We start from the raw sequence: 12,203 nt of genomic DNA, 5'->3' as shown, positions 1-12,203 counted from the left end.
CGGCCGGCAGGAGGCGGCCCGCGGGCTGGACGATGTACAGCGAGGTGTCGGCCTGCGCTCGGGCCGGAACCGGCACCGCGAAGGCGGACGAGGCGACGAGGGTGACGGCGAGAAGGATTCGGCCCACATACGCAGACTAATTGTGGCGATTTGCCCTATCTCAGGAACTTCAAATACTTCTCGAACAGGGCGTACCCCACGAAGGAGACGATGTCGAGGATGGTGTGAGCGACGATGAGCGGCATGACCCGCTTGGTGCGCTGGTAGAACCAGCCGAAGATCAGCCCCATCACGAAGTTGCCCAGGAAGCCCGCACCGAAGCCCTGGTAGAGGTGGTACGACCCGCGAATGGCCGCGCTGGTCACGATCGCCGTCCACGGGTGCCAGTTCAGGTCGCGCAGGCGGGTCAGCAGGTAGGCGATCATGACGATCTCTTCCAGCACGCCGTTCTGCAGCGCGGAGAGGATCAGCACCGGCACCGACCACCAGTGCTCGCCGAGCGCCTCGGGCACGATCTGCGCGCTGATGCCCAGCAGCCTCGACACCCACACCAGGGCGAGACCGGGCAGGCCGATCAGGGCGGCCAGGCCCAGGCCGTAGCCGAGGTCGGAGGCCGGGCGCACGTCCAGCCGCCAGTTCTCGTGGTCGCGGCGCAGCAGGTACACCGCCAGCAACGGAGCGACGAAGCCCAGCCCGGTGTAGACCAACTGGTAGGCCAGGTCGAGCCACGGCCGGTCCGGCGTGATCGACGGGTTGAGCGTGGCGGTCTGCTCCGACAGCGGCTTGACGTAGGTGAGCCGGTCGATGATCGCGAGGATCGACAGGATCGCGGACCTGCCGAGTGACACGCCGAGCAGCAGGAGCACCTCGATGCGGACGGCGCGTCTGTCGATCACGTGCGAACTGTAGTTCGGTGGGGGCGCCGCCCGCACGAACGGCGCCCCCACCGTATTACGAGTCCCCGAAGGCGTCGTACTTGATGCGGATTGCGGGGACCTGCATCTCCGCGAGGGTGCGCAGGGTCGAACGCACCATCTGCGGCGAGCCGGAGACGAAGAAGTCGTGGTCGTTCCACGGGCCGTAGCGGGCGACCACGTCGGAGATCTTGCCGTGCTCGCCGGGGAACTCGGGGTCGTCGCTGGTGGCGGCCACCACCGACAGCCACGGATACCGGGCCGCGAGCCGGTTGAGGCAGGCCAGGTCGTACAGGTCGTCGCGGTCCTTGGCGCCGAAGAACACGTGCACCCAGCGGGTCCGGTTGGCCCGGGTCATCTCCTCGATCAGCGCCTTGATCGGGGCGAGCCCGGTGCCGCCCGCGACGCAGACGATGTCGCGGGTCGAGCGCCGGTCCATCACCATGGAGCCCATCGGGGCGCCGAGGCGGATCATGTCGCCCGGCTGGACCCGCCGGACCAGGGCCGAGGACACCCAACCGGCGCCGAGGGCCCGCACGTGGAAGTCGATCGAGCCGTCCTTGCGCGGGGCGTTCGCCGCGGAGTAGACGCGCCACAGCCGGGGCTGATGCTTGCATTCGACGCTGATGTACTGCCCGGCGCGATACTCGAGGGGCTGCAGCGGCCGGCAGGTGAGGACGGCGATGTCCTGGCTGCGCCGCTCGTGGTACAGCACCTCGGCGTGCCAGTACGGCGGGTTGGTCGAGTCGGCCTCGGCGCCGGCGATCATCTTGGCCGCTATCACCGCGTACGCGTCGCGCCAGGCCTGGTCGAACTCGACCGTCCACTCGTCTCCGCCGAACGTGCGCAGGGCTTCCATCAGCGCGCCGCCGACGGCGTCGTAGTGCTCGGGCTGGACGTGGAACTTGCGGTGGTCCCGGCCGAGCGACTGGAGGTATTCGGCGAACACGTCGGGGTCGTCGACGGTCTGCACGGCAGTGACGATCGCGCCGAGGAGCCGGGAGCGCTGCACGTCCATCTGGACCGGGAAAAGGTCCCTGAGCTGTGGATTGTTCAGGAACATCCGCGCGTAGAAGTAGCTGGCGAGCTTGTCCTGCTGCTCCTCGACGAGGGTCCAACTCTCCTTCAGTAATCGCGACAGATTGCTCATCGGTGCCCTTCGCGGTCAAACGTAGGTGCCGTAGGAGAGCCAGCGTCGCTACCAGGGAAGACCACGCATCGCACTGACTGTGCGACGTCTCGTGTCGGTCGCTGGTTTTCCACTCGACGCGCCGCTGCCGGGCACTGGACACGGGGGTGTCCCAGGGGCCGTTCGGCCGTGTCGCACTGACTGTCCGGCCGTCTCGCCGGCCCGGTGTTTGGCTGGCCGCAGGCGATCGTTTCCCCGGAGGTGCACCGTGCCGACACTGTCCGACCACGAGGTCCGTACCGAACTCGATGACCGGATGCAGAACTTCGTCCGCCGCCGGGAGATGCTGTTCGTGGCGACCGGCGAGCCGGAGGACGGGCAAGACTGCACCTTCGTGACCGGCGGCGCCGGCTTCGTGCGGGTCCTGTCGGTGAACCGGCTGGCGTGGCCCGAGTTCGACGACGCCTGCCTGTCCGGCGCGATCTCCGACATCGAACGCGACCCGCGGGTCAGCCTGCTCTTCGTCGACTTCGCCCGGGGCGCGATCGGCCTGCACGTCAACGGCAAGGCGAAGATCCTCGACGACGACGCCATGCGACGCGCGTACCGGGCCCTCAACCTCGACCCGACCCTGGACCTGGTCGCGGACCGCCGCCCGTCCCGATGGATCACCGTCTACGTGGAGTCCGCCTACATCTCGGCCGCGGGCGAGATATGACGCTTTTCGCGTTTTAGGCGTAATGCCACGGTTTGCCGGTCTGGCGGTACTCCGTCGTCGGCACCAGTGGCGCGTCGTGCTCCATCCGGTCCAGGTAGAGGCGCCCGTCGAGGTGGTCGATCTCGTGGGCCACCAGGCGGGCCAGGGCGCGCTCGAACACCGTGGTGACCGTCGTGCCGTCGAGGCGCTCGCTCTGCACGGTGATCTTCAGCGGGCGCCGCACCAGCCCCCGGACGTCGAAGAACGACAGGCAGCCCTCGAACTGCTCGTCGGCGTCGCCGGACTCGGCCACGACCTGCGGGTTGATCAGCACGATCTGCTCCGCGTCAGGCTCCGCCGGGCGGATGACCGCCACCGCCAGCCCCGGACCGAGTTGCGGGGCGGCGAGCCCCACGCCCTTCACGAAAGGGTGCAGCACCTCGATCCGGTCCAGCGCCGTGGACAGCTGGTCGATGACGTCCTCGGCCCGCGCCGACTCCTCGGGCAGGTCGAGCCGGCGGACCGGCCGGTCGAGGCCGGCGTCGCCGCGCTGGATCACACCGGCCGCGCGCATGGCGTCACTCGAGGCCGGCTGCACGAAAGGGGGCTCCTCCCAATCGTCCGGTTGCTCCACCGCCCCTTCGGGCCGGGTGCCCCGGAAGCGCCATTCGAGGCGGTAGCGGTCGTGCAGGGTCGCCTGCTCGGTGTGCCACGAGAAGACCGCCCGCCCGTCGGCGGACAGCTCCTGGGTGATGGGGGTGCGCAGCGGCACCTCCTCCGCCGACAGTGAGGTCTGCACGCCCCAGACGACCGGCCGCATCCGCGCCGGGAACTCGACCTCGATGGTGAGCTGCCGGGTGGGCAGGCGGACGGTGCGCTGGAACCAGTGGCCCCACTTCTCGACGCTGATGTGCCACGAGTACGCGATGGTGGTCCGCTGCCCCGGGTACAGCGGGAAGCGCCCCTGCGTGTTCTCGAACAGCAGCCACGCCTCCTTGAGCGCGTCCCGGTCGGTCTTGGACCGCCAGTCCATGGGCTCGCCCGCGCACGACGCGACCATCGCCAGCTCGTCCCACGACATGGGGTGGTCGCGGTGATGGCGGTTGGAGCGCGCGGGATCGTCCGGGTAGCGGTCCACGGAGATCCGCACCAGGTAGCGCGTGACCGGCTCGGTGCCGGCGTTGTACAGCGCACGGCGGACCGTGCACCGGTATTTGCCGTCGACGTAGGACAGCCGGGCGGTCTCCCGCTCGACGACCAGTCCCGTGCCGGGCGGCAGCCACTGATCCGGCACCGGCGGGTCACGGCCGGGCAGCCCGACCCGGCTCCGGGCGGTTGCTCGCAGTTCGTCGTATTCCTTGTACCGCTGCCAGACGGCGCCACCGCTCTGCAGGATGGCCTCGGCGCGCCGGGCGAAGTCCTCGGTGGGGCGGTGCCGGCGGGCCTCGACATGGCTCACGTAGGAGGCGTCGAACCCCATCGCGGCGGCCAGCTGCTTCTTGGACATGCCGCGTTCGATGCGCCACCGCGCGAACTCCGCGACGAACGCCTCTGACGCCCGCTGCACGGGAGAGTCGCTCGTTGTCATGTCCGGCCCAGCCCGCAGGGAGACGGCCCCTGCTCGATCAGTGTCCCTGGGGTACGCAGTCGAACAGGTCAAGCGGACAATTTGCCGACAAAAGGGTTGACAACACCACCCCATCGGCGTTGATCAACCTTCTCGGTTCAGCAGCATGCTTGTGCAAAGTCACACAAAGTTACGACGGATGGCGGACAATCCTGGAGTGGTTAGGCTTACCTAATCGCTGTATCGTGAGCGCTTGGCATGCACGTCTGGGGGTACCGACCGGTGGTGAGCACCGCACACACGCAGTCGACGAGCGCCGCGCTGCGGCGCCCCCGCCGCGTGTCCCCCGGCGGGATCGGCGACCCAACGTGACCGCACTCATCAGCCGCGCGACCGCTGACCCGCTCGCGCCGGTGATCGCATCACTCGCGCGGATGGGCATCCGGCACGGAAAAGAATCACTCCAGGGGCTGTCGACCGGACTCGTCACCAGTGACCTCCCGACGGGCGCGGCCCAGCACGGTGCCGGCCGGACGCCCGGCTGGCGCAGCGCCGGCGAGCTGCTGACCGCCGAGGGCGTCCGGGACTGGCTCGACGCCGCCGCGGGACGCTGGAGCGCCCAGCCGCACGCGGCCGCCGCCCTGGCGTGGAAGTGCTACTCCTACTGGCTGGCCCTGCCGGCCGTGATCGGCTTCGCGACGTCGCGCCGGGTGCCGCTGATGACGCCGGACCACGTGCTGGTCCGCTTCAGCGAGCGGCAGCCCTTCCTCACGCTCGCGCTGCGCCGTCCGGTCACCGCGGTCCTCGCGACCGACCCGATCGTCGCCTCCGAGACCCCCGGCCTGCTCATCGTCGAGGACGAGGACGAGCTGCTGGGCGTCCTGCGCCGCTCGCTGGTCGACGCCCACCTGGACCCGATGCTCGACGAGGTGCGCAAACAGGCCCGCCTCAGCCGGCGGACGCTGTGGGGCTCGGTCGCCTCCGGGATCTCCTACGCGATGTCCCGCGGGTTCGTCGCGCCGCCCGACCTGGTCCTGGACACCACCCACCGGGTGCTCGACGCGCTCGGCGCCGACGACCTCGTCGACCTGGCCGTGCGGGAGCAGGGCGGCCTGGACATCAAGCGGCGCACCTGCTGCCTGGCGTTCACCCTGCCCACCCCGAAGGTCTGCTCCGGCTGCTGCATCCGCCAGTAGATTCATTTCCGGGGCCGCTGGGTAAGTTGAAGACCATCAACGACAGCGTCTCGACCAAGCACACCGGGCACGTCCGCCTGGGCGACCACCTGTGCCTGCCGTTCGCGAGCGATCTTGAACAGCGCGAGGTGGTCTCCGCCTACATCGCCGACGGCCTGGTCCGCGGCGAGCGGGTGCTCTACTACTCCGACCGGACCGCGCCCGGCGCCATCGACGCGTGGCTCGACCCGCGCGGGGTCGACGGCGCCCTCGCGATCGCCCGCGGCCAGCTGGAGGTGCGCCCGGCCGCGGACGACGAGTTCGACCCCGACGTCCTCGTCGACGGCATCCGGCACGCGGTGCGCGACGCCCGCGCCGCCGGCTTCCAGGGCCTGCGCCTCACCGGCGAGATGAGCTGGGCCCTGCCGGACACCGTCCGCCTGCACGAATACGAGTCGGGGGTGGCCTCGACCGTCACCGGCTCGGACGGTCTGGCCGCGATCTGCCAGTACGACGAACGCCTTTTCGACAAGGCGGACTTCACCGGTCTCGTCGCCCTCCACCCCGGCCTGGTGAGCGTCGACCCGCTGCACGACGACCGGCGGCTGCGGGTCGTGCCCACCTACTCACCGCGCGGCCTGCGCCTGCACGGCACCGTCGACGAACTGACCGCCGCCCCCTTCGCCGAGGCGCTCGCCCACACGGCGGACTGGCCCGAACGGGTCGTCGTCATCGACTGCGCCGACCTGCGGTTCATCGACGTCGCCGGCATCCGCGCCCTCGTGCGCGCCGCCGAGGCGCTCCCACCGGACCGGACGCTGCAGGTGCGCCACCTCTCCCCGACCCTGCGCAACGTGCTGCGGATCGTCGGCTGGGACAACACCCCAGGTCTGCTCATCGCCTCGGGGGGCGCTTCATGACACTGATCCACCAGGCGCTGCTGTTCGACTCGCCCGAACAGTTCCTCGCCGCCGCCCTGCCGTTCATCGTCGAGGGCGTCGACCGCGGCGACACCGTCCTGGCGGTCACCTCCACCGACAACACCCGCCTCCTGCGCGAGCAGCTCAACGGCGCCGCCGACGAGGTCACCTTCCTCGAGCCGGCCGGCTGGTTCGACTCGCCCGGCCGCACCCTCGACGCCCACCACCGCCGCATCGACGCCCTCGCCACCGAGAGTGCCTTCCTCCGGGTCATCGGCGAGCCCGTCTGGGCCGGCCGCGACGACCTCGAGACCTCCGAATGGGGCCGCTACGAGTCCGTGGTGAACGTCGCGCTCGCCGACTCCCGCGCCTGGGTCGTCTGCGGCTACGACAGCAGCAGCCTGGCCAGCACCATCGTCGAGGACGCCCGCCGCACCCACCCCCGGCTCGCGGTCGGCACCGCCAGCGAGATCAGCGCCGACTTCACCGAGCCCGCGTCCTACTACGCCGCCCGCGACACGCCGTTGACGCCGCACCCCGCCACCGGCGTCGAATGGATCCCCGTCCACCCCGACCTGGCCCCGGTCCGGCAGTTCATCGCCGATCACGCCCCGCGGCTCGGCGTCGCGGCCGACCGGATCGACGACTACATCCTGGCCGTCAACGAGATCGCCACCAACGTCCTGCGCCACGGCGGCGGCAAGGGTGAGGTCCGCATCTGGGCCACGGACCGCAGGGTCGTCTGCGAGGTCACCGACACCGGCACCGCCACCGGCAACTTCCTGGGTTTCCTGCGCGCCGGCCCGCACTCGGAGCGGGGGCACGGACTGTGGATCGCCCGGCAGATCTGCGACCTGATGGAGATGCGGACCGGCCCCTCCGGGACGACGGTGCGGTTGCACATGCGGCGGTCGTTCTAGTTTCTCTTTTCTTTTGTGGGGCGGTGCCCTGCGCGGACACCGTGCCTGACGTGCGTCCCGTGAACTACCCCCAGCGCACGGGATTCCTGCGGCGTGGGACCGTGTTGACCGGCCACCACCTCCCCCCCTCGGTTGACGCCCAGTTACCTTTGCATTACGCAAGATGCGTTCACCATCAGCAGACCGGCGTACCCCATTGGATGGACACGTGACCGCCTCCTTCTTCGAAGCCGAAGGCCCGCCCGAGGCGGAGTTCCACCCCGGCATCGCCCGGCGCATGGCCCACAAGACGGTCGCCGCCGGCGCCCTGATCAGGGATCCGTCCGACCGGATCCTGTTCGTGGTGCCCAACTACAAGCCCTACCTGGACCTGCCCGGCGGCATCGTCGAGCCCGGCGAGCCCCCGTCCGCCGCCTGCCGCCGTGAAGTACTGGAAGAAGTGGGGCTCGACCGCCCGACCGGCCGCCTCCTGGTCGTCGACTGGACCCCGGGCCGCGGCCCCTGGAGCGACCAGGTCCAGTTCGTCTTCGACGGCGGCATCCTCGACCCAGCCACCGTTCTGCGCCCCGCCGCCGACGAACTCACCGGCATCCAGTGGCTCCCGTTGGACAGCGCCCAGATCCGCGCATCCCTGCACCGCCGCCTGTCGCTGGCATTGACGGCACTCACCACCGGCACCCCGATCCACGCCGAGATGGGCCACCGCCACCTCTAGCGTTACTCAACGCTCCGTCGCTGCCTACTCGCCTCCGAACGGGGAACCCGGACGGCTCCACACCCCTGCTGACCAGCGCAGGAGCAGGACTGTTCGGGTGCTGACGACCCAGCGTCCACCCGCGCACACTCTGTGGCGTGACACGGTTCATTGAGGAAGCAGCATGATCGGCCACGCGCCCCGCCACCGGGAGCCCGGCCACACCGCCAAGGTGCTGCGCAAGGTGCGCTGGCTCCGGGTGACGCACCCACGCCCGTCAACAACGATCACCCTGGACCTGGACCTGGACCCCGCCTGCCGCACCGCCGCACTGTCCTCCACGGCGGTCGCGCCGTAGGTCCGGTCCGACCCAGACCGATGCCGACGGTCGTGCTCCACACCCATCAGACCGCCCCGGCGATCGCGTTTGGGCAGATCAGGGCATTCGTAGGTCCCACTCCGTCTTCGCCTGTCCCCACGTGTGGTGAGCGATCCGCGGCCATTCCGTGGTCATGAGCAGCGCGCGAGCCGTAGACGGGGCCGACGGCGTCTGCCGTACTGCAGGGGCGATGAGTCCCACCGAGCCACTTGGCGCGCGCTGGCCCTGAGACAGCCGATCGACGGGCGTCGACGGGCGTGGAACGCTGTGGGTCATGGATCTCCCACCCACACCTCCCCCACCCTCAGGCCCATCGCGGCAGCCCCAGTCCTCCGGGACATCCCTGCCGCCAACCCCCCCCCGAAACCTGGATCACCTCCCAGGCCGGAGGATCTGCACCAGATCCACAAGAACGGATATGCCGCGATCGCGAAGGCGATCACCGTGGGGCTGCACGAGATCGCCGAAGCGATCCGGCAGCAGCGGGAACCCCAGGATCCGGCACCTTCTTGAGTTCGGCGAGTTATTCGTCGGTCATGACGTTGCGGGGCAGCAATTCGCGGCACGGCACTCGGTCACCTTTACAGGGGTGTAGTTCCGTATCCATAGGCAGGTAGCCGGGCGACGAGGCGGCCTCGGAACGACGGACCGGACCGGCGGATCCCTCACGGCCAGGATGCGGCCAAACCGGAGCATGCCGCCATCGACGAGTCAATGACGTGCGACACGTTCGAGCGCTCCCAGCAGGGAGTTTGCGGAGGGCGTGGGATTCGAACCCACGGAGACGCGGAACGCCTCACCGGTTTTCAAGACCGGCGCCATCGGCCACTAGGCGAGCCCTCCAGCGGAACGTCGACCAGTCTGCCAGATCGCCTCTGGGCGTCGGCGGTCACCCGTGTGAGGGACGCCGGACGTTCCGGGGGTGATGGCGGACTGGGCGACCGCGACCAGATGACATCGTGACACTCCGTCTCAAATGCCGCGTGGCATAAGCCTGACCTGCGCAGACTCAGGGCGCAAGCGAAAAATCACGGGCGGGGGGCCGACGGCATGCATCTGTTCTTCAACGATCCACGGGTCGCGTACGTCACCAGGCATCGGCGGATCGTGCGGCATCCGTTGATGGCGCTGCTTGCGGGTGGGGTCGGGGTGGCGGCGCTGGGTGTGGTGATCGGTGCGGCGGGGTGGGAGCCGCCACAGCAGGGCAGGCCCGCACCGCAGGCGGCGCATCAGGGGGTGGCGATGCCCGATCCGGTGCAGGACATCAACCTGTACGGGGTGCCCGCCGCGCCGCAGCCGATCCTGGACCTCGGCCCACCGCCGAGGACATCGGCGGCACCGGCGAGGCCCCAGCAGCCGGCAAAGGCCAACGCGAACGCGAAGGCCAAGGCGAAGCAGGCCGAGAAAGCCAGAACGGCCACAGCAGCACCCACAACCCAGCCGCCCACGATCCCCGAACCAACCGCGGAACCCACCGCAGAACCGACCACAGCGCCGACCCAGGAACCAACGACAGAACCAACAGCAGCACCGACCCGCTGGCATCCAGGCGTACCCCACGAATGGCCGCACGACAACGGTCACTGGCCGTGGGAGCAGGGTCAGGCCGCGACGGCAGGCGCCGCGCAGCCGTAGCGCAAAATGGTCCGCATGCGCGCGATCACGATCGAGCAGCCGGGCGGTCCTGAGGCACTGCGGTGGACGGAGGTCCCCGATCCGGTGCCGGCACCCGACGAGGTGCTGATCGAGGTGTGTGCGGCCGGGGTCAACCGGGCAGATCTGCTGCAGCGGCAGGGGCATTACCCGCCGCCGGCTGGGGCGCCGCCGTATCCGGGCATGGAGGTGTCGGGGCGGATCGTGGCGGTCGGGGGTGGGTCGCACCACTGGCAGGTCGGTCAGGACGTGTGTGCGCTGATCTCGGGCGGCGGGTACGCCGAGCTGGCGGTGGCTCCGGTCGGGCAGCTGCTGCCTGTACCGCGGAATGTGTCACTGGAAGACGCGGCCGCGCTGCCCGAGGTGGCGGCTACGGTGTTTTCCAACGTCGTGGACGTGGCGGGGATCCGGCCGGGCGAGACGCTGCTGGTGCACGGCGGCGGCAGTGGGATCGGCACGTTCGCGGTGCAGCTCGGCAAGGCGCTCGGCGCGCAGGTGGTGACGACGGCGCGGCAGGGCAAGCACGAGGCGTTGACGCGGCTCGGCGCGGACCGGGTGATCGACTACACGGTTGAGGACTTCAGCGCGACGGTCAAGGCGGACGTCATCCTCGACATCATCGGCGGGGCGTATCTGGCGGGCAACGTGAAGGCGCTCAACGAGGGTGGCCGGCTCGTCGTGATCGGGATGCAGGGCGGCCGGAAGGCGGAGCTCGACCTGGGTGCGTTGCTGGCCAAGCGCGGCAGCGTGTTCGCGACGGCGTTGCGCTCGCGTTCGCTGGCGCAAAAAGCTTCAATCATCCGTGGTGTACGGGAGGAAGTCTGGCCCCTGATCGACGAGGGTCTGATCGGGCCGGTCGTGCACAGCAGGGTGCCGCTGCCGGACGCCGCCGAGGCTCACCGGCTGATGGAGTCCAGCGAGCACTTCGGCAAGATCATTCTGACGAGGCCGTAGACAGGATCACCGGGCCGGGACCGCGGGTGGCGAGACGGTCGGCCGCGTTGGCGAGCTGGCAGTGGCTCAACGACAGGCAGCCGCACCCGATGCAGCCGGTCAGCGTGTCCCGGAGCCGCTCCAGCAGCGCGATCTGCTCGTCGAGATGCCCGCGCCAGTTCCGGGACAGCCGGGCCCAGTCGGCCCGGGTCGGCGTGCGGTTGGCGGGCAGGGAGGCCAGCGCCTCCTTGATCGTTTCCAGGGGGATGCCGACCTGCGCGGAGATCCTGATGAACGAGACGCGCCGCAGCTCGGTGCGCTCGTAACGGCGCTGGTTGCCGCCGGTGCGGGTCGAGTGGATCAGGCCGAGCTTCTCGTAGAAGCGCAGTGCGGACGGAGCGACCCCGCTGCGCGCGGAGAGCTCGCCGATCGTGAGGAGCTCGGCCATGCGGGTCAGCGCTTGTGCGACGGCTTGCGGACCCGCTCGCGGGAGAGGATCCACAGCGCCTCGACGCCGTCCTTCCAGGTGATCTTCTTGCCCTCTTCGCGGGTGCGCGCGCGGTAGCTGATCGGCACCTCGTAGGGCCGGTGCCGGTTGCGCAGCAGCTTGCCCGTCACCTCCGCCTCCATGCCGAAGCCGGCGGAGCGGATCTGCAGCGACCGGTAGAGCTCCACGGGCATGAGCTTGAAACAGGTCTCGAGGTCGCCGAGATAGCAGTTGTACAGCATGTTCGCGGCCGTGGTGACCGCCTTGTTGCCCATGACATACCAGAAGGAGAACGAGCTGTGGCTGCCGAAGGTCCGATTGCCGTAGACCACGGTCGCGCGGCCGTCGAGCACCGGCTCGAGCAGCTTCGGGATGTCCTGCGGGTCGTATTCGAGGTCGGCGTCCAGGATGACCATGTAGTCACCGGTGGCGTGCTCGACCGCGGTGCGGATGGCCGCGCCCTTGCCCTTGTTCCTGGGGTGCAGCACGACGCGGATGCGCTCGTCGTGCAGTCCGTTCAGGATCTCGGCGGTGCGGTCCCGACTTCCGTCGTCGACGATGACGAGCTCGGTCTCCGTCGGGTAGTTCACGTCGAGCGCCTGCTTGACGGCGTCGGCGACGCGCACTTCCTCGTTGTAGACCGGCATCAGGATCGACAGCTTCATCACGATCTCCGGAGGTTCGGGCTGGGACCATCAGACTAGCCCCCCATCACCCGTGCGTGTGATGTCCCCG

Annotated in this window: 13 protein-coding genes and 1 tRNA gene; 8 read left to right on the top strand and 6 right to left on the bottom strand. The window is 69.7% G+C overall.

All coding sequences use genetic code 11. The features are described from left to right. Positions 1-155: 155 nt before the first annotated feature. Both ACFPIJ_RS13985 and ACFPIJ_RS13980 read right to left on the bottom strand, forming a co-directional pair. On the bottom strand, positions 156-896 hold the full coding sequence (locus ACFPIJ_RS13985; protein ID WP_380115204.1) for a CPBP family intramembrane glutamic endopeptidase: 741 nt from the start codon (positions 894-896) through the stop codon (positions 156-158). A gap of 55 nt (positions 897-951) precedes the next feature. Then, entirely contained in the window at positions 952-2,064 is a 1,113-nt protein-coding gene (locus ACFPIJ_RS13980; protein WP_380115203.1) for a globin domain-containing protein, read from the bottom strand. Positions 2,065-2,311: 247 nt separating this feature from the next. Between ACFPIJ_RS13980 and ACFPIJ_RS13975 the strand changes: the two genes are divergently transcribed. Continuing rightward, on the top strand, positions 2,312-2,761 hold the full coding sequence (locus ACFPIJ_RS13975; protein WP_380115202.1) for a pyridoxamine 5'-phosphate oxidase family protein: 450 nt from the start codon (positions 2,312-2,314) through the stop codon (positions 2,759-2,761). A gap of 13 nt (positions 2,762-2,774) precedes the next feature. Here the strand turns inward: ACFPIJ_RS13975 and ACFPIJ_RS13970 are convergent, their stop codons facing one another. Further along, complete coding sequence (locus tag ACFPIJ_RS13970; protein ID WP_380115201.1) at positions 2,775-4,328, bottom strand: peptide deformylase; 1,554 nt, start codon at positions 4,326-4,328, stop codon at positions 2,775-2,777. A 347-nt stretch (positions 4,329-4,675) separates the two neighbouring features. On the opposite strand from ACFPIJ_RS13970, the gene ACFPIJ_RS13965 reads away from it, so the two are divergent. The 5 genes from ACFPIJ_RS13965 to ACFPIJ_RS13945 all read left to right on the top strand — a co-directional run bounded on the left by ACFPIJ_RS13965 (position 4,676) and on the right by ACFPIJ_RS13945 (position 8,374). After that, the gene (locus ACFPIJ_RS13965; protein WP_380115199.1) at positions 4,676-5,503 is read left to right on the top strand and encodes an IucA/IucC family C-terminal-domain containing protein; all 828 of its coding nucleotides are present in this window, start codon (positions 4,676-4,678) and stop codon (positions 5,501-5,503) included. 26 nt (positions 5,504-5,529) lie between these two features. Then, a complete protein-coding gene (locus ACFPIJ_RS13960; RefSeq protein WP_380115198.1) occupies positions 5,530-6,402 on the top strand; it encodes an MEDS domain-containing protein in 873 nt (290 codons plus the stop codon). Continuing rightward, on the top strand, positions 6,399-7,322 hold the full coding sequence (locus ACFPIJ_RS13955) for an anti-sigma factor RsbA family regulatory protein (RefSeq protein WP_380115196.1): 924 nt from the start codon (positions 6,399-6,401) through the stop codon (positions 7,320-7,322). The genes ACFPIJ_RS13960 and ACFPIJ_RS13955 overlap by 4 nt, the downstream gene beginning before the upstream one ends. 208 nt (positions 7,323-7,530) lie before the next feature. Continuing rightward, entirely contained in the window at positions 7,531-8,037 is a 507-nt protein-coding gene (locus ACFPIJ_RS13950; RefSeq protein WP_380115195.1) for an NUDIX domain-containing protein, read from the top strand. Between the two features lie 163 nt (positions 8,038-8,200). Then, positions 8,201-8,374 (top strand): hypothetical protein, encoded by a 174-nt coding sequence (locus tag ACFPIJ_RS13945; RefSeq protein ID WP_380115193.1) that lies wholly within the window; start codon positions 8,201-8,203, stop codon positions 8,372-8,374. 776 nt (positions 8,375-9,150) lie between these two features. Here ACFPIJ_RS13945 and ACFPIJ_RS13940 read toward each other — a convergent pair. Further along, positions 9,151-9,238: transfer RNA gene (locus tag ACFPIJ_RS13940), tRNA-Ser, on the bottom strand. 207 nt (positions 9,239-9,445) lie between these two features. Here ACFPIJ_RS13940 and ACFPIJ_RS13935 point away from each other — a divergent pair. Together ACFPIJ_RS13935 and ACFPIJ_RS13930 are read left to right on the top strand one after the other, a co-directional pair. Next, positions 9,446-10,030 carry a PT domain-containing protein gene (locus tag ACFPIJ_RS13935; protein WP_380115192.1) on the top strand — a complete coding sequence of 195 codons (585 nt, stop codon included), beginning with the start codon at positions 9,446-9,448 and terminating at the stop codon, positions 10,028-10,030. A 15-nt stretch (positions 10,031-10,045) separates the two neighbouring features. Continuing rightward, complete coding sequence (locus ACFPIJ_RS13930; RefSeq protein WP_380115190.1) at positions 10,046-11,002, top strand: NAD(P)H-quinone oxidoreductase; 957 nt, start codon at positions 10,046-10,048, stop codon at positions 11,000-11,002. On the opposite strand, the gene soxR is transcribed toward ACFPIJ_RS13930, so the two are convergent. Beyond that, positions 10,983-11,429, bottom strand: a complete 447-nt coding sequence (gene soxR, locus ACFPIJ_RS13925) for a redox-sensitive transcriptional activator SoxR (protein WP_380115189.1) — start codon at positions 11,427-11,429, stop codon at positions 10,983-10,985. The two genes, ACFPIJ_RS13930 and soxR, sit on opposite strands and share 20 nt — an antisense overlap. A 5-nt stretch (positions 11,430-11,434) precedes the next feature. After that, positions 11,435-12,133 carry a glycosyltransferase family 2 protein gene (locus ACFPIJ_RS13920; protein WP_380115187.1) on the bottom strand — a complete coding sequence of 233 codons (699 nt, stop codon included), beginning with the start codon at positions 12,131-12,133 and terminating at the stop codon, positions 11,435-11,437. Positions 12,134-12,203 lie beyond the last annotated feature (70 nt).

Origin of the sequence: Dactylosporangium cerinum, from assembly GCF_042653625.1 — a bacterium.
In the GTDB taxonomy this organism is placed as follows: Bacteria; Actinomycetota; Actinomycetes; order Mycobacteriales; family Micromonosporaceae; genus Dactylosporangium; species Dactylosporangium cerinum.
This window is presented reverse-complemented; position numbering and strand designations above follow the sequence as displayed.